The sequence below is a fragment of the Paenibacillus sp. J14 genome (assembly GCF_000518465.1).
Lineage (GTDB): Bacteria > Bacillota > Bacilli > Paenibacillales > Paenibacillaceae > Fontibacillus > Fontibacillus barengoltzii.
In genome coordinates this window covers 50506-70573 of sequence record NZ_JADQ01000012.1, presented here as the reverse complement: position 1 = coordinate 70573, position 20068 = coordinate 50506, and the positions used below count along the sequence as shown (strand labels likewise).

Sequence of the window (20068 nt, the reverse complement as noted above, 5' to 3'; positions counted from 1 at the left end):
TCGTTCTTGCCATTATATCATAACAATTATCACATTAGAATAATTCTAAGTGATTCTCACTGATTCTCATTTCATTCTAACCTACTTTATATCCATAAGCAACGTATGACGGCGGATGTTCATTGTTATGCAATATCGTCATCCCAGACAATGCAAAAGGACTCGGCCCGCGCTTGCGGCCAAGCCCTCTTGGAATGCGTGATCTCTGCCTTTGGCTCAGAGAAGATCTATCAATCCAGGTAAGCCCGGAGCATCCACATCTGTTTTTCCCATTTGCCGAGATAACCGGTTAATAAATCGCTGGTGACGTTATCCTCCGCTTGATCGGCTAGCCCAATCCCTTCATTGTACGCCTCCGTTAAGGTTGCCAGATCCTCAAGCACATGCTGAACCATGGCCTGCGGCTCCTCCTTCCCGGTAGCCTCCTGAATGGTGGCCAAGTCCAGATACTCCTTCAGCGAAGCTGCCGGGTTCCACTTCAGTGCGAGCATCCGCTCGGCAATGGCATCCATTTGTTCAGTAACTTCATTATATAGCTCCTCAAATTTGGCGTGCAGCCGAAAGAAGTTCGTCCCTTTAACATACCAATGGTAGTTGTGCAGTTTGACATAAAGCACGTTTAGGTTAGCAACCTGTTCATTCAGCAGCTGCTCCAGGCTGGATTTCTTCGTATTCTTTGCCGGTGTAGCTTCCGATTTGCCCATCCTTATCCCCTGCTTTCTTCAATTAAAAGTTGTCATTATTTTACCCTGATTCCGGGAGGACGAAACAAAAGATCCATGAGATGTATAGATTTGTGTAAATTTCTTGAAATTTGGGCTATGATTGTTGTCATAGTGGTGCTATTATTATTGAGGATTTTCAACAGAAGAGGGACGACCTTTCTCTGCCAACTTGAAATCACTATGGGGGAATTATGGAAAATCAAACCGGTCAACATCAGAAACAAGATGACGAATTGGGCTATTTATTTAACGTCGAGATTCTAGTCAAAGGGACAACGAACCCGATGGCTCTGCAAGCGCTGATGAAGCTGCTGAACGACAGCCCTGACATTATAGATTACCGCATTAATTCCGGAATCGAGCTGGGACGAATCATCGAATCTACCTTGGCTTCTCGTAAGCAGTCCCGCATTGATACCGCCCAAGCCGAAAAGGCCAAGAATAGCGGTAAAGAAACGACGAAGCCATCCGCTGCGGTGGAGAAGAAGAAAAGTGAGCCGGCTTCGAGCAACTTCAAGGAGTTGACCACAAGCGATGAATTCCAAGACTGGATTCAAAGCTACATTACAGGCAATAAGCTTGTCCGATTGTACATCAATCGTAACGGGAAGCGGACGAGTATGCCGTGCCGAATCCTAAACTTCCTTCCGGAAACTTATGCTGTGAGTGTATACCACGTCGACGAGAAGCAGGTCTACACACTGAAGCTAAGCGAGATCATCGATTTTTTAGATACGTGAAAAATATCTGAACAATGCAGTCAAAAGGGCTGGCGTTTCCTGTGGATGCAGGTTGCGCCAGCCCTTTTCAAGCCCCCGCCCGCGGTGCTGCCTTCCAGGCTTCCAGTGCGAGCATTAGCCAGCCAGCTAGAAATGATACGCCGCCAAGCGGTGTCACCGGACCAAGCCATCGTAAGTCCAAGGTGGCAAGGCCATATAAGCTGCCTGAAAATAAGATCACGCCGATCAGGAATAACCGTCCGCTCCACAGCAGCCGCTTGGAGTCTCCCCACTTCGCGGCAAATAGCGCGGTCAGCAGCATGGCGATGCCATGAATCATTTGATAATGGACTCCGGTCTCAAAGGTGCCGATTGCTGCCTCCCCGATCCGCTCTTTCAAAATATGGGCGCCAAACGCACCAAACGCCACGGAGAGAAGCATGACAATCGCTCCGATCCCCGCATATTTACGCTGCACTATCGATTTCGCCCCTTTCTGATCATGTCCAATAGCCTTCGTGTCCATCATACCGCAGGGTTTAGCCTGATTTCCACCACCGTTTCAACCAAAAATATCCTTGCAATTTTCAGGAGGATATTTGAAGATGGTCTTGAATAGGTTTACATTACTGTCTATAAAGGAGTTTTGGGATGGATTATCGTCAATCGGAGCAAGATCCTGTATCACCCTATTTTGCCCCCCACGAGCCAACAAACCGGATGAAATTCTCCGGCCCCGGCATCGCCTCCTTCGTACTCAGCTTACTTGCCGTAATTGGCTATATCGCTGCGCTGGCACTGATTATTTCTACAGCGATGGATCTCGTGGACCAGCCTGCGGAGGTCATCGCCGAAGACCTGATGCAGCGAAGCGGGACCGTGCTTGGCGTTCTGCTGTTCCTGATTTCCGGCTTATTGGACTTGATTGGATTGATTCTGGGCATCGTAGGCTTGGCGATCCGTAATCGGAGGAAAGTGTTTGCGATATTAGGCACGATTTTTTCGGTCTTGCCGTTCGTTCTCTTCATCTTGCTAATCGTGCTTGGCAGCCTCACGGCCTAGGATAACGCGGTACCATGTAAGCTTTCCCTCGAATCGGCGGCGTCCATCGCGGACAACTGCCGAAAGCCCCAAACCCCGCGGGTCTTTGGTCGGTCTTGGGGCTTTTCCTTGTCTTGTTCTTTTTGATAGAATGTATGAAAGTTCTTCTTTTACATTACATGTGATTTGCATCAACTACTCAAGGAGACTGCTTATGTCTAAAGTGAAAATTTTTGCGGATAGTACCTCGGATCTGCCAGCTGGCTGGGTCGAACGGTACGATATCGGCCTGGTTCCGCTTTACGTCGTATTCGGCGATGAAACGTTCCGGGACGGCATCGACATTACCCCGCTCGATATTTATCGCCGGGTGGAGGCCGAGGGGCAATTACCTAAGACAACAGCCCCATCCCCCAAGGATTTTATGAGCGCTTTCGGCCCTTACATCGATCAAGGAATGGACATCGTGTATATCAGCTTGTCGTCCAAGCTGTCGTCCACCTATCAGAACGCGCTTATCGCAGCTGCGGAATATCCCGAGGGTCGAGTTCATATCGTAGATTCCTTGACGCTGTGCAGCGGGATCGGGATGCTGGTCATGAAGGCCGTACGCCTGGCTGAGCAAGGGTGGGAAGCCGCAGAAATCGCTGGACAAGTTGCCGCCTTACGCTCCCAAGTGGAGACACAATTTGTCATTGATACGTTGGATTATTTGTACAAAGGCGGTCGCTGTTCCGGGATGCAGAACATCATGGGCAGCCTGCTGCAGATTCGTCCGGTCCTGAAGATGGTGGACGGGAACATCATCCCGGCTTACAAAGTACGAGGCCGCGAGGAGAAAGCCGTGCAGCTCATGCTTGACAATGCCCTGGCCGACAAAGATCAGATGGATGAGGATTTGATCTTGGTCGCACATACGCTCGCGGAGGAGGAGGCCCATCGGTTATCCGTGATTTTGCGGGAGCAGACCGGTGTACGAGAAGTCGCTGTTGCAGAAGCTGGCTGCGTCATTTCGAGCCACTGCGGCCCCCATACCGTCGCGATTATGTATGCAAGAAAATCGGCGGCTTCATAAGTCCCATAGATAACCATAGACGTTTAGGAGGATTTATATGGGTTCCATTAAAATTTTTGCAGACAGCACTTGCGATCTCCCCGCTGAATGGATTGCGCAGTACGACATCGGCATTGTGCCTCTGTATGTGACGTTTTCGGAACAAACCTACAAGGACGGGATCGATCTGACGGTGCCCGAGCTCTACCGGAAAGTCGATGAGACGGGCAAATTGCCTAAGACGGCGGCACCGTCACCGGCGGATTTCATCGAAGCGTTTCGTCCACATATTGAGGAAGGCCGGAAAATTCTCTATATCAGCTTGTCCTCAGAGCTGTCCTCGACTTATCAAAATGCGCTGATTGCCGCAGACGAATTTGCCGAAGGGATGGTGACGGTGTTCGATTCCCTGAATTTATCGAGCGGCATCGGGCTGCAGGTGATGAAAGCCGTTAACGCTGCTGCAGAAGGCAAGAGCGTTGAAGAAATCATTGCCCTGTTGACTGCCGTGCGTCCGCAGGTCGAGACCGAATTTGTCATCGATTCGCTGGATTATCTGTATAAGGGTGGTCGCTGCTCGGGGATGCAGAACATCGTTGGCAGTCTGCTAAAAATTCGGCCTGTGATCAAGGTCGAGAACGGCAAAATGACGCCAGCATACAAAATTCGCGGCAGCCGGGACAAAGCGCTCGATCAGCTGTTAAACAATGCGCTTAGCCATCTATCTGAGATGGATAATGATCTCATCTTCGTCACGCATTCCTTGGCGGATGAGGACGCGAAGGTGCTGAAGGAAGCGTTAGAAGCCAAGACGAACGCCCGCCAAGTTGCGGTGTCCAATGCCGGCTGCGTCATCTCCAGCCATTGCGGTGCCAAAACGATTGGTATCCTGTATACGAAGAAGCTGGCATAAGTTTTATGCAAAATAAAAAAGGAAGACCAGGGACTCTCCCCGGCCTTCCTTTTTGCGTCTTGAGGCACAAAAAAACGGGACTCTCAGTAATAACGCTGGAGTCCCGGTGATCAATCTGATTTTATCTAGTTAGAACAGCCTGCCGCCCACCGATCGCTGAAACTCCTCAATCGCCGGAAGATGCGGTTCGATCCGGCTGACCAGCCCAAAGCCTGCGATCACCCGCGCCAGTTCTTCCTCCATCTTCGAAGTACGGACCGCAAGCCGCGTTGGCTTCACCCGATGCATCTCGATCAGCGCTAATAAGCCTTCTGCAAGATTCTCAGACGCTTCCTTCTGTGGAGTCAACCCGTAGTGCAGAATTTGCCCAGTCTCTTGATCTGCAATGATGTTCAAGGTGGGGTAGAACGGCCGTCCTTCCTCCTCAATCGGCATCGGGATATAAAAGCTGTCGACCTCCCAGATCCCTGCATCGCCGTTGACTGCGCGCCGAGCTTTCACCATCCGCAGTTCGTCCACTACGGCCGCTCGTCCGGCGGGCTGCCATTGATCGGCTGGATCCGGCTCTTGCCATTCGCTTCTCCACTGCATTGTGTCGCTTTCTCCCTCCGTCAACGGGACTCGCACGAGAAATCGTTCCCCATTACCTGCTAACAAAGCATCGGGATTCTGTCGATAGGTCAGGCACACCTCGATCGCTTGGTGGAGAATCTCCGTCAAGAAAACCATATCGTCCCGTTGTGTCAGCGGCCAGGGCACGTATCCGGGTTCGTAGAGACGGAAGGACGGCCAGGCGGTTTTGCCTTGATAGGATAAACCAAGCTCATTCAACCGTTCATATTCCTCTGGGTACAACTCATCTCGGCTGCCAAAGGACAGCATATAACAATGCTGGGCAAACAGCGGATCGCCGGTGAACTCCCCATTTAACATCTCGAGTACCGTCTGCAAGCCCTCCGTTCCCAAATAAACGGCCAGTCCATACATCTCCTTACCGCTCCCCATTACACAGCAATATCCGATGCGGTGATCCCGTGGACTGCGCACGCCAAACAAATGAACGTTTGTCAGCCATACCCAGGGCTCCAGCTTCTTAAATTGATCCGCAGCTTGATATAAGTTTAGCCAAACTTGATTGATTTGCACCCGTTGCGACCTCCTTTGGCAGCCTCCCTCATTGATATCCAGCTTAACCCGGATCTCTGCCTTTTTCCAGCCTGATTGTTCCAAACGAGCGCAAGCTCGCTCACATATCGCACCTCTCCGTGAATATACTTTATTTACATCCACAAAATCTAGCGTACCGGGAAATCCCGATATGGAGGTGTTCATCTATGCCAACGCCTGATCGATATCACTTTGTCGTCTCCAAAGAGGACTGGTCGCTGCACCGGAAAGGGTATCAGGATCAACAACGTCATCAGGAGAAAGTGAGAGAGGTCATTAAGCAGAATCTGCCTGATCTCGTCACCGAAGAAAATATCATCATGTCTGACGGCAAGCAGATCATTAAGGTCCCCCTCCGCAATTTGGAAGAGTACCGCTTCATCCATAATTACCAGAAACATAAGCATGTTGGCCAAGGCGACGGGAGCAGCGAGGTGGGAGACGTACTCGGCCAAGACAGCCCGAAGGATAATGGAAAAGGCGGGAAAGGCGGCAAGGCCGGTGATCAGCCGGGCTACGATTACGTAGAAGCGGAGATTAGCATCGAAGAACTGGAGGATATGCTGTTCGAAGAGATGGAATTGCCTTATATCGAGGAAAAAGACAAGGCAGATTTGGAAACCGAATCTATCCGCTTTAACGATATCCGCAAAAAAGGCCTCATGTCCAACATCGACAAGAAACGTACGATCCTGGAGAATCTGCGCCGTAACGCCACCGCCGGAACTCCTGGCATCCACGGCATTACGCCGGACGATCTCCGCTACAAAACATGGGAGGACGTCGTTGTGCCCCACTCCAATGCGGTGATCCTTGCGATGATGGATACATCCGGTTCAATGGGGGCGTTCGAGAAATACTGTGCGCGCAGCTTCTTCTTCTGGATGACCCGATTCCTGCGGCGTCAGTACGAGAAGGTCGAAATTGTGTTTCTCGCCCATCATACCGAGGCCAAGGAGGTCAGCGAGGAAGAGTTCTTCACCCGCGGGGAAAGCGGCGGCACCATCTGTTCCTCGGTCTATCAAAAAGCGCTGGAAATCATCGACACCCGTTACCCGCCGTCCAGCTACAACATCTATCCTTTCCACTTCTCCGACGGGGATAACCTGACTTCCGATAACGAGCGCTGCGTCAAGCTGATTGGCGAGCTGATGAAGCGCAGCAACATGTTTGGCTACGGGGAAGTCAATCAGTACAATCGCGGCAGTACCTTGATGTCCGCCTACCGGACGATCAAGCAAGAGAAATTCATGTATTACGTCATTAAGGAAAAAGGCGAAGTTTACAACGCGTTAAAACGGTTCTTCCACAAGCGCGAAGGAGGTGCCGCTAGTTGAGCAGCGAATTAGAACAGCTCGAATATGCCATCGCAGAAATTATGGAGATCGCCGACTCGTTTGGTCTTGATTATTATCCGATGCGCTACGAAATTTGCCCCGCCGATATCATATATACGTTTGGGGCTTACGGAATGCCAACCCGGTTTTCGCATTGGAGCTTTGGCAAAATGTTTAACAAGATGAAGATGCAATACGATTTCGGACTTAGCAAAATCTACGAGCTTGTCATTAACTCGAATCCGTGTTACGCCTTTTTGCTGGAAGGCAATTCACTGATCCAGAACAAGCTGATCATCGCCCACGTGCTCGCCCACTGCGACTTCTTTAAAAATAACGTGCGCTTCTCCGCCACCAACCGAGATATGGTCGAGAGCATGGCCGCCACCGCGGAGCGAATTAGCCGGTACGAACTGGCCTACGGTGCGGAAACGGTGGAGAGCTTCATCGACGCGGTGCTGGCAATCCAGGAACACGTCGACCCGCAGCTGATCAAGCCGATGCGGTATGATAAACGACAGCAGATGGAAGAAAAGATTCGGAGGGCAAAGGGAGGACGGCAAGGTTCGGTGAAAGCAGGGCCTTACGACGATCTTTGGGCGCTTGATGAACCTTCGAGCGGACGAAACGACGACGCCAAAGAGGCCGCCGTCCACTTCCCGCCTGAGCCGGAGAAGGATATCGTCTGGTTTATCCAGGAATATTCCGAAGTGTTGGAAGACTGGCAACGGGACATCATGAGCATGCTGCGGGAGGAGATGCTGTACTTCTGGCCGCAGATGGAGACGAAAATCATGAATGAGGGATGGGCTTCGTACTGGCATCAGCGCATCATCCGTGAGCTGGACCTAACCAGCGACGAAACGGTCGAATTCGCCAAGCTGAACGCCTCGGTCGTCCAGCCGTCGCGGCAAAGCCTGAACCCGTATTACCTCGGGCTCAAGATCTTCGAGGACATCGAGCGCCGCTGGGATAACCCGACCGAAGAGGAACGCCGCCGCTTTGGCCGGGAGCCTGGAAAAGGCCGTGAGAAAATCTTCGAGGTGCGTGAGCTCGATTCGGACATTTCCTTCCTGCGCAGCTATTTGACCAAGGATCTCGTCCGTGATCTGGACTTGTATATTTTCGAGAAGCAAGGTCCGGAGTGGAAAATCACCGACAAGTCATGGGAAAATGTCCGCGACCAGCTGATCGCCTCCCGCGTCAACGGCGGCTCGCCCTACATCGTTGTCCAAGACGGCGACTACCTGCGCTCCGGCGAGCTGCTGCTGAAGCATCAATATGAAGGAATTGAGCTGGACCTGAAGTATCTGGAGCATACACTCCCTTACGTTTACAAGTTATGGGGCCGCCCGGTGCATCTGGAGACGGTGGTGGAGGATAAACGGGCGCTCTTCTCTTATGACGGGCAGAAGCATGTGAGGAAGATGCTTTGAGTTCAGGTGACTTTTAAGGTGAAATAAAAGTCGCTTTGGCCTTGATCCAGAAACCATTCGCAATGGATGCGGTACTTATAGATTCCTTTCTCTTGCGGGACCGTGTAGGGATGCTCGAGCGCCCCGCCTGCTGAATCCATCCCCGTTAGCGTAAATTCCTTGATGCCCTTGGGCGCTTCGGTATCGATTGGAGCGCCTGCGGGTACTTCAACGGGCTCGGTTTCAAGAATGCTGGAATCCACGCTGACACAGCTGCCTTTGCTGTTATATACAGGCTTACACCACGAGTAACCGCCCCTAGCCACTTCGATGGCCTTTCCTTGTACGGTCACCGCAGGCGAAGGCGGCGTGTCAGCCTGAACCCATCTGGAATGAATGGCTTGCTGAACAGCAGAAGGATCCATAGGTGCCCTCTGCTTCAAGCCAATCGCATATCCGGCCCAGAAGGTGCATGCTAAGATTGCGATGGCAGCAACGATGATCATGAGTTGGTTACTCTTTTCCAAGGTATCGCCCCCTATGGTTTCAAACTAACAGAAAGAGCCGCACGGATCAATTGATCTGGCGGCTCTTGTTTGATCTGGGGAGCACTCAGTATGGTATGCCCCTTTAAGAGTCCATCAGGACAGCAGTGCGATGACCAGCAGCTCGTAGAGAACCAGTGTCAAAATGGTCTCATCACTGGGACTAAGCCCCCAATAAGGAACGCCAAAGGCGCGCTGGCCCCCTTGCCGCGGAACAGCCAATTGCAATAACCCGCCTTGGCAGCCCACGATTCGGCCCACATGCACATGACCATCCATCGTTTCAATACGCACCCGTTGATTCATATGCTGCCGGCAGATGTCGTGCACCTGGTTACGAACCGTCCGCAAGTGCTGAACATGCTGCGGATTCGCCTGGTAAACGACTCGATGCTGCGGATAACCCCATGGTTGAACACTCATTCGTTCTTCGCCTCCAACGTTTCAAGTTCAAATTATCGTATGCGAATACCCAGTAGGCGGTGATGCTTGGCGCAGAAATCCGGCCCGGTCTTGCCAGATGCCGTCGGGCGTGATTAGGTTAGTTGAAGGGGCAACGGATGGGGCTTGGGTTGGGTTTGCTTGAGGTTTGCTTGGTTGAACCTGATCTTCGCTTAGGGACTTCAACACGCGGAAACATATTAGCTGTAAAACCTACCGTTAATTTTGCTCATTTTGCCCTTAGGAGAGGATTAGCAGTAAAAAGTAACGTTAATTTGGGCGATTTTGCTGGATTGGCGAGTTTGATGCGAAATTAGCGGTACTTTTTCCAGTTAAATTGTTTAACAAGCCTTTCCGACACGAAATTAGCGGTAGAAAATCCAGTTAGTTGGTGGATAAAGTGCCGCGTGGGGGTGTGAAGCCAGTAAATTAGGGGAGCGCGAACATAAGGTAACGTGTCACGGTTAATTAGGGAGCGAGTGTGGCATGGTGGGACATAAAATTGTTGGAGAGGTACGACGTGAGTGACGTGAGTAAGGTGGGTAAAATGGGGGAAGGAAAAACCGTTTGTTTAATGGAGAAACACGAGCGGTAGAACGTAAGGACAGGTAGATGCACGCCCCAGCACACCAAAAAAAGGTGGAGGGATCTCCCCCACCTTGCAACTGCTGCGCTTTACCGGTTCAACAAACTGCCGACATAACGCAACAGCTCGTTGGCGCACACCGGGCAGTAGCCGTGCTCGTCAATCAGCCGCTTACTGACCTCGTTGATGCGTTTAAGTTGATTTTCATCCGGCGTTTTGGTTGATGTCGTGATCTTAACGATGTCCTTCAGGTCGGCGAACAGCTTCTTCTCGATCGCTTCCCGCAGCCGGTCGTGGTGATTATATTCAAATTTCTTCCCTTTCCGCGAATACGCAGAGATCCGGATCAAAATTTCCTCCCGGAACGCCTTCTTCGCGTTCTCCGAGATGCCAATCTGCTCCTCGATCGAGCGCATCAGCCGCTCGTCTGGATCCATCTCCTCGTCGGTAAGGGGATCGCGGATTTTGGTCCAGTTGCAGAACGCCTCAATGTTGTCGAGGTAGTTCTCGAACAACGTACGCGCCGATTCCTCAAACGAGTAGACGAACACTTTTTGCACTTCTTTCTTGGCAATCTCGTCGTATTCCTTACGGGCGATGCTGATGAAGTTCAAGTAACGCTCGCGTTCCTCCTTCGTAATCGAAGCATGCTGGTCGAGACCGTCCTTGATGGCCCGCAAAATATCAAGTGCGCCCATGCAATGCAAATCTTGCTTAATCAGCGCACTGGAAATCCGGTTGATGACATAACGCGGATCGACGCCGGACATGCCTTCTTCCAGGTACTCGTTTTGCAGTTCCTTCAAATCGGCGTCCTTGTATCCTTCAACCTCTTCTCCGTCGTAGAGCCGCATCTTTTTCACCAGATCGACGCCTTGTTTCTTCGTCTCCTTTAACCGGGTTAAGATGGAGAAAATCGCGGCGGACCGCAGAGCATGCGGCGCAATATGAACGTGATTCATATCGCTCTGGGCGATCAGCTTGGCGTAAATTTTCTCCTCCTGGGACACCTTGAGGTTATAAGGGATCGGCATGACGATCATCCGCGACTGCAAGGCTTCATTTTTCTTATTGGCAATAAACGCTTTGTACTCCGCTTCGTTGGTGTGCGCGATAATCAGCTCATCCGCCGAGATCAACGCAAACCGCCCCGCCTTGAAATTCCCTTCCTGGGTCAGCGACAACAGATTCCATAGAAACTTTTCATCGCATTTCAGCATTTCCTGGAACTCCATCAGGCCGCGGTTGGCTTTGTTCAGCTCACCATCAAAGCGATAGGCCCGCGGATCGGATTCGGAACCATATTCAGTGATGGTGGAAAAATCGATGCTGCCGGTCAAATCGGCGATATCCTGGGATTTGGGATCCGAGGGGCTAAACGTGCCGATCCCCACCCGTTCCTCTTCGGACAAGAGCACCCGCTCGACTCTGACGTTCTCGATGTCGCCGCCATACTCCGTTTTCAGCCGCATCTGGCACACCGGGCACAAATTGCCTTCGATTCTAACCTTCAGCGTTTGCTCAACTTCCGGCCGGAGTTCATGCGGAACGAGGTGCAGCGGGTCCTCATGCATCGGGCACCCGGCGATGGCGTACACCGCCCCTTTATCGGTCCGGGAAAACTTCTCTAGCCCGCGCTTCAGCAGCGTTACAATGGTGGACTTGCCCCCACTGACCGGCCCCATCAGCAGCAAAATCCGCTTGCGTACGTCAAGCCGACGAGCGGCGGAGTGAAAATACTCCTCGACCAGCTTTTCGATGGCCCGATCCAGACCGAAGATTTCCTGCTCAAAAAATTTATACCTTTTTCGGCCGTCTACTTCTTCAATGCCGTAGGATTTAATCATTTCATAAACCCGGGCATGGGCGGTCATCGCCGGCGAAGGGTCTTTGGCCAACAGTTCAACATAGTCTTTAAATGTGCCGCTCCACGACAAGGAGTCGCTTTCCGCCCGATAAGCCGCAATTCGCTCAAAAATGTCCATGTTAGGTACCTCCTGTACTCCCGCTTTAGGGGTTCTCCCGCGTCCCCGATCTTTAGAACTTACATGACCAGATATGGAGCATCCACGATAAAAAAAGTGTATTACATACCTATGCGCCGGGGAGGGAGAAGTTGACCTTTTTTCCGACGAAAATATTCAGATGGAAAAAGTAGGAATTTAGCTTTGTGATATAATCTTGAGCAGGATCATGGGAACAAAGAGGAAAAGGGGATCGTCATGGCGGTACAGCATGAGACGGAATTGTACGCTCCGTTGAAGGCTTTTTTTGAGGAGCGAGGGTATGTGATTAAGGGGGAAGTGCGGCATTGCGACTTGGTTGGCGTTCGGCTGGATCGCGATGAGCCGCTGATTGTGGAGATCAAAAAGACGTTTAATCTTCCCCTGCTGCTGCAGGGGTTGGAGCGCCAACGCCTGAGCCCTGAGGTGTATCTAGCCGTAGAACGGAATCGCGCCAAAAAAGGGGCGCACAACCAGCGATGGAGCGAAATTACGATGCTATGCCGCCGGTTGGGACTCGGGTTGATCACGGTCACTCGATATAAAACAAAACCCGCCTTCGTGGAAGTCCTGTGCCAGCCGGGAGACGGCGCCTTATACTTGCCGGGGCCGAAGGTGGTTAAGCGCCGAGTGGAGAAGCTGCTTCACGAGTTCCACGAGCGCAGCGGCGACTACAACGTTGGCGGCAGCACCGGCACCAAGCTGGTGACAGCCTACCGCGAACGGGCGCTGCGCGTGGCGCTCGCCATTGAGGAAGGCGGCGGTGAAATGTCGCCCAAGGACGCGCGCGACCGCAGCGGCGTTGGCAGCGCCGCCGCGATCCTGCAGCGCGATTACTACGGTTGGTTCCGCCGCGTGGTGCGCGGGAGATATGCGTTGACACCGGCTGGCGAGGAAGGGCTTCGCCAGTACGCCCATGTCGTGGACAGTTGGCGGCGGGCGGCAGCGACCGCAGAGCAGGAACAGGAATAAGAGCGATGCAGTGGTCTGGCTCTGGATTAGTCCACAGAACGCACCGTGAACTCGGCGAGGGCGGCGGTGAGACGCGCCAGCCCTTCGCGCAGCCGCGCCGGTTCATGCGCGGCAACAGTCAGCCGGATGAAACGATCATCCGGCTCTTTGGCGTAGCACAGCGTCCCTGGCAGGAACGCTGTGCCTTCCAGCAGCGAAGCGCGCAGCAGCGCTTCGCTGGAGACCCCGGCGGGCAGGCGCAGCCAGAGGAACAGCCCGCCGCCGGGGTCTTCCACACAGGCGCCGCGCCAAGCGGGCGCCTGCAGCAGCTCCAGCGCGAGCGCGCGCCGCGCGGCATACGCCGCCGCAGCAGCTGCGGCGGCGGCGCGCCCGCGCCCCGGCGGCTGGGCGAGCCAGGCGTGGAGCCGCCGGGCTCGCTCGGCCACGGCCGCACCCGCGGCGCTGGAGCTGCCGAGCGATGGAACTTGGCGCAGCCGTTCCATCGTTTTCACTTCGCCGCGCAGCCAGGCCAGCGGCAGCTGCGGCGTCAGCGTCCGCTCCAGGGAGCCGAGGCTGATGATCTCGGCTCCCCATAGTCCCGCCTGCTGGCGCAGCGCATACAGCGACGTGGTATCCACAGCGCCCCCAGCTTCGGCCAAATTCTCGGCTCGGCAGTGTCCCTCGGCTTCCCTCTCAACCTGCCTGACGGCCAGGCTCTTACCCTCAGCCACTCCTTCATTTACACCGCTTTGTTCTGCCAGCAATTCCGACTTCAGGTCTACGTCCGGCTCGCCCCTCACTTCCTCCCTCGGTTCCACGCCCGGTTCCCCACGTAGGCCGCTGCTCTTGGCCCCCCCCTTGCCTGGACTTTCACTGCGATCCATCCCCGTATCTTCTGCCTCAGGTTCAACTCGGTTTTCTTGATAGCCCACCCCTCTAAGATTGTCCGCCTCAGGCTTATTTTCCGTTTCACGCCGCTTCCCCACCTCGTCCTTGGTCTCCGCCGCACCCGAAATGGGATGACTTCCCGCATCTACTCGAATCCGATCTTGCTTTGCCTCTCCGTCCTTATGGATCCCCTCCTTCCCTCCTTCGGGTTTCGTGCTTGCCTTTGCAACGGATACCTCCACCCGCTTCATTCCGTCGCCCCCTCCCAAGGCGAAAGCCCCCTCCGCGAGCGGCACCAAGCACGCCGTATCGTCCTCGACGATCGGCACCCCCAGTCGCTCGCTGAGCTCCAGCAGCGCCAGCTTGCGCTGCCGGCTCCACACCCGGCCGGACGGGTTGGCAAAATGCGGCGTCACATAGATGAAAGCGGGCCGCCCTCCCGACGGCTTGCATTTCTGCCGCAGATCGTCCGGCAGCATGCCGTCCCGGTCACAGGCTACCGGGACCGCGCGGATTCCGCGGCGGCGCATCAGCTCCAGCGCCTCCGGGGCGGCCGGCGTCTCGACGAGCACCGTGCCGCCGCCCGGCACCAACACCCGCAGCAGCAGGTCAAGCGCCCCATCGGCGCTTTCAGCCAGCAACCATTGCTGCGGGTGCGTGCGGATGCCTTCGGCCTCTTCATAGGCCTCAGCCAACCATTCCAGCAAGGCGCCAGCATCGCGGCGCCCCGCCTTCGATCCGCTTTGTCCTTGGTCGTCCGCAGCGGAGATCCCTTCCAGCCGCACGCCGCCCCCGTTCCCATGCAGCCCTGCTAATGAAATGAGGCGGCCCCCCCGCACCCCATCCTCGATTTCCTGGGCAAAGACCGGCGGCAGCCGACGTTTTAGCATTTCCAAGCCCGTGTCCACAAGAACACCCCGTTTCCATTTCACTTGTATCTGCAATTGTACTGCAGGACAAATTTCCCAGACAACAGGAGCCAACCCCTGCGTCGTGCTTGATTTTGGCGAAGAATTGGCAAATCTATCATTTTTGCGAACCTCGTGTCGACATGATAGAATGAAAGCTGCACAAAACGTACGAAACTATGTCTAGAGGTGAATCTCCATGCCTTACTCTACGGAATCTGCAACCGTCACCGAAACGAGTCGCAGCAGGAGAACACGGCGGCCTTCCGTAGCCCTGATTATTCTGATCTGGATCCTGCTGATCGGTGCCGGTGTCACTGCGGCCTATATGTATAGCAACCATTTGAAGCAATCGATGATTGACCAGCTGGACGCCAAATGGCAAAGCGAAGCCGAGCTCATGAAAGCCGATTATACTGCCCAGCTCACCGCTTTGTCCGAGGAAGTTCAGGAATTGCAAAACAAAGTGCAAGCGTTCAACGAATTGCTTGAATTCACCAAGGACAACACCAGCGAAAAAACGGATAACAGCAACAAATTGTTCTCGCAATTAAGCGAGGTCAAGGAACAGTTGGCCGCACTACAGAAAAAGATGGATCTGCTGAAATGATCACACCAGTTAAACAAATCAACCGTTTTTTTCTGCTGGCTACTGGACCTTTGATCGGACTCTTGATTGCTCTCTTCGTCAGCGGGGCCGCGATTCAATGGAACCGGTCACCGCACCCCATCACGCCCGAAGCGGACGTCTTCCAAACCACCGCCTCCATCGCGGAAGGATTAACGAAAGCGGAGAAAGACGCCAAGACGACCATTTCCTCCATCCGAAAGACGGCCGAGCTCTACCAGAAGACTACCCAAACCATGAGCGACATCGTCAAAAATGCCAAGACGGTATCCGCCAAACCCGAATCCATCTACGATCGGCGGATCACCTCCAAGTTAGGGGTACCATTTGAGACGATCCAAAGCGACCGGATTCGCATCGAGCTCTACAAAGTGAACCCCGGCACGTACCGCGGGTATGCGATGAAGATTCGACTCAAGTCACCGGATGCCATGAAAATGACGCTGGGCAAAGATCGACTGGGCGGGGCGGAAACGACGAAGCAAGCAGTGCAGCGCTACGGAGCGGTTGCCGGCATTAACGCCGGCGGATTTGCCGATTCCCGCGGGCAACGCTACCCCTTGAGCACTACGGTCCTCAACGGGCAATACGTGAACGGCTTTGAGCCTTCTTATAAGGATTTATTTTTCGTTGGACTAAATCAGTCGGGGCAATTGATCGGCGGCAAATTTAAGAACAAGGAGAGCCTGGACAAGCTGCAACCAAAGTTCGGCGCTTCCTTTGTCCCCATCCTGCTGCAAAATGGAGTTAAGCTCCCCATCCCGGATAAGTGGAAGACCTCCCCGCTGCGGGCGCCGCGTACGGTGATCGGAAATTACAAGGATGATCAACTGCTGGTGCTGGTCGTCGACGGCGATAACGAAAAGGGCCGTTCCGGCGCAACGCTGGAAGAATTGCAAAACAAACTGGCGAACCTGGGCGTACAAGACGCCTACAACCTGGACGGCGGAGGCTCCTCCTCCCTGGTTGTCAATGGCCGGGTGATCAACCACCCGTCCGACGGGGCACTTCGGCCTGTGCCCACGCATTTCTTGTTTTTTAAATGAGCCGCTTCTCAACGTCTTCTTCCACGAGCAACTTGTCTATGAAATCCATCACATTTTGATTTATTTTTGGACGATTGCCGGGTATAATAGGGGAAGGAGTACAACGTGGAGGTGTTCGGCTTGTCATTCTCTTTAACGTTCTGGATTATTGCACTCGTTTTGGCGATGTTTTTGTGCGGGATTTTGACTGCAGCCTATAACGACGATAAAACCAAAGGCCTTTAAGATGTAACTCAAAAGGGCGACTTCCCATCACGAAGTTTTTTCAAATGCAGAAGGCTCGGCTTCGAATCTTGGATTCAGCCGGGCCTTCCGTTGCTCTCGTAGCCCCTTGCTACGCTCCGCTACTCAGTCCCTAAGCTTCTTCCAACCTTCTCGGTGCTGATAACCCGCCCTTTTGACTCTTCATTTTACCGGTCACTCAAAAGGGCGACTTCTCATCACGAAGTTTTTTCAAATGCAGAAGGCTCGGCTTCGAATCTTGGATTCAGCCGGGCCTTCCGTTGTTTTCAAATCGTCTCATCTTGCTCCGACGTCCCTATGCTAACGGACCTCAGAGACGTTATTACTCCCTTCTGCGAACATTCCGATTTCTAACGGACTGAGGAGACCTTATTTTGCAGAAAAATCCCGCCATCCCTGCTCAGACAGGCGAATAAGGGCATTAGGGTCCGTTACAACGGGAAATAACCGGGAAATCGCCAAATAAGGTCTCTACGGTCCGTTAGGATCCACGTTAGGGTCCACGTCAGGAACCACGGCAGGATCCAACGTGTTAGTATCCACGTTAGGATCCTCGCCAGGATCCACGTTACAGTCCACATTAGAGTCCAAGTTCAGTTCCACGTCAGGATCTACGTTAGAACCCACGGCAGGACCCAACGTGCTAGTGTCCACGTCAGAATCCTCGCCAGGATCCGCACGAAGATCCACGTTAGTCCTCCCAAAGAGTGCCAACAACATCACTATTCCGTTAGGAGCCTAGGAGCCAATTGAATATCAAAACCGCCCCCATACGAGCAACTTCGACAAAATAAATAAGCTTCCCGCACGGGAAGCTCATTTAGGCTTACGCTCTAAGGCCGATAAACCCATCAAATGTCCTGGATCGAGACTAGGACAGTTGGCTCATTTCGACCAGGCATTGATTGCAGATGGACCGCTCTTTGAAGTCACTAACGTGTTCCATCGATCCGCAAAATACACATTTCGGCCGGTAACGCTCCAAAATGATGTGATCCCCTTGAACCAAAATCTCGACGGGATCTCCCTCGTTCATTTGATATCTCTTGCGAAGTGACTTAGGCAACACGATTCTCCCGAGTTGATCCACTTTACGGACCACACCAGCAGGTTTCATAAAATTGTACACCTCTCCTGAAAAATTAGTTATGTAAAAATAGAACCAAATACCTAATCTATTATATTTCGCTATTTTTTTCGGGATTCCTGCTAAAGTTCCATGTTTTTAATTTTTTTCCGGCTTGCCTGCAACGATCTTTTCTATAGTACTTCACCGATGACTGGCTGCACCGCCCCATTCCCCGTGTAGTCGATGGCAGTTAAGCTGAGGGAGATCGATCGACGTTCAGCCGTCCTCCCTGCAACTTTGCCTAGATTCATCCCCTATTTTCTATCCTACACCGATTTGCATGTCAGCGAAGGTTGATTCTTCCCGCATCAGCCTTCTTCCCCATCACCCCAAGGGTTCAGGAGCCAAGCAACCGCCGGCTCCACGCCCTCATCAAAGGCTCCATCCCCGAATCGGAATTACTGCATCCCGGGGAAATCCAGCTGGCGTAGCGCTTCATACACAATAATTGCCGCCGAGTTAGACAAGTTCAACGAACGGACCTTGTCGGTCATGGGCATACGCATCGTCGTGTCGGGATGGGCTTCCAAAATCTCCGGCGGCAAGCCCTTCGTCTCTTTACCGAACACAAAGAAATCCCCATCCTGGAACTTGAAATCCGTATAACGCTTCTTAGCTTTGGTCGTAGCGAAGAAAAAGCGGCTTCCCGCATATTTCTCCTCCACTTCCTGAAACGAATCGTGGTATTCAATATGCACCGCATACCAATAGTCCAAGCCTGCCCGCTTCAGCGTCGCATCGTCTGTGCGGAATCCAAGCGGACGTACCAGATGCAGATGTATGCCCGTAGCCGCACACGTTCTCGCGATATTTCCTGTATTGGCCGGAATTTCCGGCTCCACCAGCACAATATGTAACGCCATGATGATCGAACTCCTCGTCATTAAAAAATAAACCCGGCCGCGTCATAAACCGGACTTGATCATTATATCAAATTTTGACTCTAAAAAACCCCAACTCGCCTGCATGCAGACAAGTCGGGGGTACTTAGGATCAGCAGAGGGCATCTGACGGAAACCCTGCTGCGAACTTTATCCGTGCGTTTTTTGGAAGTGTTCCATGAATTCGACAAGAGCTTGAATGCTGGCTTTTGGAACGGCGTTATAAATCGAAGCGCGCAGGCCGCCGACACTGCGATGGCCTTTCAACCCCACGAAGCCTTCCTTCTCCGATTCCTTCACGAACAGCTTCTCCAGCTCATCGTTCGCCAGGCGGAAGGTCACGTTCATGATCGAACGGCTCTCCGGCCGGACACAACCACGGTAGAAACCGCCGCTGGCATCAATCGCTTGATACAGAGAATCAGCCTTGTCCCGGTTCTTCTTCTCGATTCCCTCAAGCGAACCTTGCTCTTCAATCCACTTCAGCACTTCGTTCACCATATAAATCGAGAAGGATGGAGGAGTGTTGTACAGCGAGTTATTCTGAGCATGCGTATCGTAACGGAACATCGTTGGCAGATGCTTTGGAGACTCCCGCAGCAGTTCTTCGCGAGCGATCACCACCGTTACGCCAGATGGTCCCAGGTTCTTCTGCGCTCCGGCATACACCATGCCAAATTGAGTTAAATCAAAAGGACGGCACAAAATATCGCTGGACATATCGGCAATCAACGGAACGCTGCCGGTGTCCGGGAACTCGCGGTATTGCGTACCTTCAATCGTTTCGTTAGAGGTGACATGCAAATACGCGGTGTTCTCCGGCAGATTCAGGTTGCTGAGGTCCGGAAGGGACATGTACTTATCTTCCTCCGAGGATGCTGCAACAAACGTTTCGCCGATGAGCTTGGCTTCCTTAATCGCTTTGTTCGCCCAGCTGCCCGATTTTACATAGCCGGCCTTCTTGCCTTCTGTAAGCAGGTTCATCGGGAGCATGGCGAATTGGGTGGAAGCCCCGCCTTGCAGGAACAGCACCTGGTAACCAGACGGTTGGCCGAACAACTTCAGCAACCGTTCAGCTGCCTCATTATGAACCGACTCATAGACGGCTCCCCGGTGGGACATCTCCATAATCGACATGCCTGTCCCGCGGAAATCAACGAACTCGGCCTGGGCCCGTTCCAAGACCTCCAGCGGCAATGCGGCTGGGCCCGCATTAAAGTTATAAGCTCTGTTACTCATTTCTCCCATCCTTCCCCTTTACAATCGATGTCTGGTTTCGAATATAATTATCGATTATCATAGCAACTATTCGATCTCCCAGCAACCCGTTATTTCGCAAAAATTCACTATTTTGCAGAATTGACACATTAACGCTTCATCAAGGGAAAGGAATGAACGTTTTTTGAATCTTTGCTCATGGGTCATGTGAACTATACGAAGATCAATCA

The 20068-nt window shown here is 52.9% G+C and carries 20 protein-coding genes and 1 pseudogene; 9 read left to right on the top strand and 12 right to left on the bottom strand.

Translation table 11 applies throughout. The features are described from left to right. Positions 1 to 230: 230 nt before the first annotated feature. Positions 231 to 704, bottom strand: coding sequence for a Dps family protein (locus tag M891_RS0106315; RefSeq protein WP_028538228.1), 474 nt, complete (start codon positions 702 to 704; stop codon positions 231 to 233). A gap of 212 nt (positions 705 to 916) precedes the next feature. Between M891_RS0106315 and M891_RS0106310 the strand changes: the two genes are divergently transcribed. Continuing rightward, the gene (locus M891_RS0106310; protein ID WP_028538227.1) at positions 917 to 1465 is read left to right on the top strand and encodes a hypothetical protein; all 549 of its coding nucleotides are present in this window, start codon (positions 917 to 919) and stop codon (positions 1463 to 1465) included. A 67-nt stretch (positions 1466 to 1532) separates the two neighbouring features. On the opposite strand, the gene M891_RS0106305 is transcribed toward M891_RS0106310, so the two are convergent. Then, entirely contained in the window at positions 1533 to 1922 is a 390-nt protein-coding gene (locus M891_RS0106305) for a DUF423 domain-containing protein (protein ID WP_028538226.1), read from the bottom strand. 173 nt (positions 1923 to 2095) lie between these two features. Here M891_RS0106305 and M891_RS0106300 point away from each other — a divergent pair, with 173 nt between their 5' ends. The 3 genes from M891_RS0106300 (at position 2096) to M891_RS0106290 (ending at position 4452) form a co-directional block, all read left to right on the top strand. Next, complete coding sequence (locus M891_RS0106300; RefSeq protein ID WP_009227081.1) at positions 2096 to 2506, top strand: hypothetical protein; 411 nt, start codon at positions 2096 to 2098, stop codon at positions 2504 to 2506. A 193-nt stretch (positions 2507 to 2699) separates the two neighbouring features. After that, entirely contained in the window at positions 2700 to 3560 is an 861-nt protein-coding gene (locus M891_RS0106295) for a DegV family protein (RefSeq protein WP_028538225.1), read from the top strand. Positions 3561 to 3597: 37 nt separating this feature from the next. Continuing rightward, a complete protein-coding gene (locus M891_RS0106290) occupies positions 3598 to 4452 on the top strand; it encodes a DegV family protein (RefSeq protein ID WP_028538224.1) in 855 nt (284 codons plus the stop codon). 129 nt (positions 4453 to 4581) lie between these two features. On the opposite strand, the gene M891_RS0106285 is transcribed toward M891_RS0106290, so the two are convergent. Next, a complete protein-coding gene (locus tag M891_RS0106285) occupies positions 4582 to 5598 on the bottom strand; it encodes a DUF7309 domain-containing protein (protein ID WP_028538223.1) in 1017 nt (338 codons plus the stop codon). A gap of 188 nt (positions 5599 to 5786) precedes the next feature. Here M891_RS0106285 and yhbH point away from each other — a divergent pair, with 188 nt between their 5' ends. Continuing rightward, entirely contained in the window at positions 5787 to 6956 is a 1170-nt protein-coding gene (gene yhbH / locus M891_RS0106280; protein ID WP_028538222.1) for a sporulation protein YhbH, read from the top strand. Between the two features lie 41 nt (positions 6957 to 6997). Further along, complete coding sequence (locus M891_RS0106275; RefSeq protein WP_371859565.1) at positions 6998 to 8392, top strand: SpoVR family protein; 1395 nt, start codon at positions 6998 to 7000, stop codon at positions 8390 to 8392. 2 nt (positions 8393 to 8394) lie between these two features. Here the strand turns inward: M891_RS0106275 and M891_RS0106270 are convergent, their stop codons facing one another. From M891_RS0106270 to M891_RS0106260, 3 genes are all read right to left on the bottom strand, one after another. Continuing rightward, complete coding sequence (locus M891_RS0106270) at positions 8395 to 8898, bottom strand: hypothetical protein (RefSeq protein ID WP_051416856.1); 504 nt, start codon at positions 8896 to 8898, stop codon at positions 8395 to 8397. 114 nt (positions 8899 to 9012) lie between these two features. After that, on the bottom strand, positions 9013 to 9339 hold the full coding sequence (locus M891_RS0106265) for a hypothetical protein (protein WP_028538219.1): 327 nt from the start codon (positions 9337 to 9339) through the stop codon (positions 9013 to 9015). Positions 9340 to 10032: 693 nt separating this feature from the next. Continuing rightward, positions 10033 to 11928 carry a PrkA family serine protein kinase gene (locus tag M891_RS0106260; RefSeq protein WP_028538218.1) on the bottom strand — a complete coding sequence of 632 codons (1896 nt, stop codon included), beginning with the start codon at positions 11926 to 11928 and terminating at the stop codon, positions 10033 to 10035. 237 nt (positions 11929 to 12165) lie between these two features. On the opposite strand from M891_RS0106260, the gene M891_RS23420 reads away from it, so the two are divergent. Then, positions 12166 to 12918 (top strand): DUF2161 family putative PD-(D/E)XK-type phosphodiesterase, encoded by a 753-nt coding sequence (locus M891_RS23420; protein ID WP_036699519.1) that lies wholly within the window; start codon positions 12166 to 12168, stop codon positions 12916 to 12918. A gap of 26 nt (positions 12919 to 12944) precedes the next feature. Here the strand turns inward: M891_RS23420 and M891_RS25260 are convergent, their stop codons facing one another. After that, positions 12945 to 14054 (bottom strand): hypothetical protein, encoded by a 1110-nt coding sequence (locus M891_RS25260; RefSeq protein WP_157268770.1) that lies wholly within the window; start codon positions 14052 to 14054, stop codon positions 12945 to 12947. 51 nt (positions 14055 to 14105) lie between these two features. After that, a pseudogene (locus M891_RS26130) lies at positions 14106 to 14675 on the bottom strand (aminotransferase class I/II-fold pyridoxal phosphate-dependent enzyme); the annotation flags it as partial. A gap of 217 nt (positions 14676 to 14892) precedes the next feature. Here M891_RS26130 and M891_RS0106245 point away from each other — a divergent pair. Further along, positions 14893 to 15303, top strand: a complete 411-nt coding sequence (locus M891_RS0106245; RefSeq protein WP_016312921.1) for a hypothetical protein — start codon at positions 14893 to 14895, stop codon at positions 15301 to 15303. Further along, on the top strand, positions 15300 to 16367 hold the full coding sequence (locus M891_RS0106240; protein ID WP_016312922.1) for a phosphodiester glycosidase family protein: 1068 nt from the start codon (positions 15300 to 15302) through the stop codon (positions 16365 to 16367). The genes M891_RS0106245 and M891_RS0106240 overlap by 4 nt, the downstream gene beginning before the upstream one ends. Before the next feature lie 714 nt (positions 16368 to 17081). On the opposite strand, the gene M891_RS0106230 is transcribed toward M891_RS0106240, so the two are convergent. The 4 genes from M891_RS0106230 to serC form a co-directional block, all read right to left on the bottom strand. Next, positions 17082 to 17300: a hypothetical protein gene (locus M891_RS0106230; protein WP_028538216.1), complete on the bottom strand. Its 219-nt coding sequence runs from the start codon at positions 17298 to 17300 to the stop codon at positions 17082 to 17084. Positions 17301 to 17481: 181 nt separating this feature from the next. Beyond that, the gene (locus M891_RS0106225; RefSeq protein WP_016312924.1) at positions 17482 to 17727 is read right to left on the bottom strand and encodes an AbrB/MazE/SpoVT family DNA-binding domain-containing protein; all 246 of its coding nucleotides are present in this window, start codon (positions 17725 to 17727) and stop codon (positions 17482 to 17484) included. Positions 17728 to 18137: 410 nt separating this feature from the next. Then, on the bottom strand, positions 18138 to 18602 hold the full coding sequence (gene trmL / locus M891_RS0106220) for a tRNA (uridine(34)/cytosine(34)/5-carboxymethylaminomethyluridine(34)-2'-O)-methyltransferase TrmL (protein ID WP_009227014.1): 465 nt from the start codon (positions 18600 to 18602) through the stop codon (positions 18138 to 18140). A 168-nt stretch (positions 18603 to 18770) separates the two neighbouring features. Continuing rightward, the gene (gene serC, locus M891_RS0106215; protein WP_028538215.1) at positions 18771 to 19859 is read right to left on the bottom strand and encodes a 3-phosphoserine/phosphohydroxythreonine transaminase; all 1089 of its coding nucleotides are present in this window, start codon (positions 19857 to 19859) and stop codon (positions 18771 to 18773) included. Between the last annotated feature and the right edge of the window lie 209 nt (positions 19860 to 20068).

Coding starts and splice junctions, on each gene's coding strand:
- M891_RS0106260 (WP_028538218.1), bottom strand. CDS start 11,928: ATGGACATTTTTGAGCGAATTGCGGCTTATCGGGCGGAAAGCGACTCC.
- trmL (WP_009227014.1), bottom strand. CDS start 18,602: ATGGCGTTACATATTGTGCTGGTGGAGCCGGAAATTCCGGCCAATACA.
- M891_RS0106310 (WP_028538227.1), top strand. CDS start 917: ATGGAAAATCAAACCGGTCAACATCAGAAACAAGATGACGAATTGGGC.
- M891_RS0106315 (WP_028538228.1), bottom strand. CDS start 704: ATGGGCAAATCGGAAGCTACACCGGCAAAGAATACGAAGAAATCCAGC.
- M891_RS23420 (WP_036699519.1), top strand. CDS start 12,166: ATGGCGGTACAGCATGAGACGGAATTGTACGCTCCGTTGAAGGCTTTT.
- M891_RS0106225 (WP_016312924.1), bottom strand. CDS start 17,727: ATGAAACCTGCTGGTGTGGTCCGTAAAGTGGATCAACTCGGGAGAATC.
- M891_RS0106240 (WP_016312922.1), top strand. CDS start 15,300: ATGATCACACCAGTTAAACAAATCAACCGTTTTTTTCTGCTGGCTACT.
- yhbH (WP_028538222.1), top strand. CDS start 5,787: ATGCCAACGCCTGATCGATATCACTTTGTCGTCTCCAAAGAGGACTGG.
- M891_RS0106265 (WP_028538219.1), bottom strand. CDS start 9,339: ATGAGTGTTCAACCATGGGGTTATCCGCAGCATCGAGTCGTTTACCAG.
- M891_RS0106300 (WP_009227081.1), top strand. CDS start 2,096: ATGGATTATCGTCAATCGGAGCAAGATCCTGTATCACCCTATTTTGCC.
- serC (WP_028538215.1), bottom strand. CDS start 19,859: ATGAGTAACAGAGCTTATAACTTTAATGCGGGCCCAGCCGCATTGCCG.
- M891_RS0106290 (WP_028538224.1), top strand. CDS start 3,598: ATGGGTTCCATTAAAATTTTTGCAGACAGCACTTGCGATCTCCCCGCT.
- M891_RS0106295 (WP_028538225.1), top strand. CDS start 2,700: ATGTCTAAAGTGAAAATTTTTGCGGATAGTACCTCGGATCTGCCAGCT.
- M891_RS0106245 (WP_016312921.1), top strand. CDS start 14,893: ATGCCTTACTCTACGGAATCTGCAACCGTCACCGAAACGAGTCGCAGC.
- M891_RS0106275 (WP_371859565.1), top strand. CDS start 6,998: ATGGAGATCGCCGACTCGTTTGGTCTTGATTATTATCCGATGCGCTAC.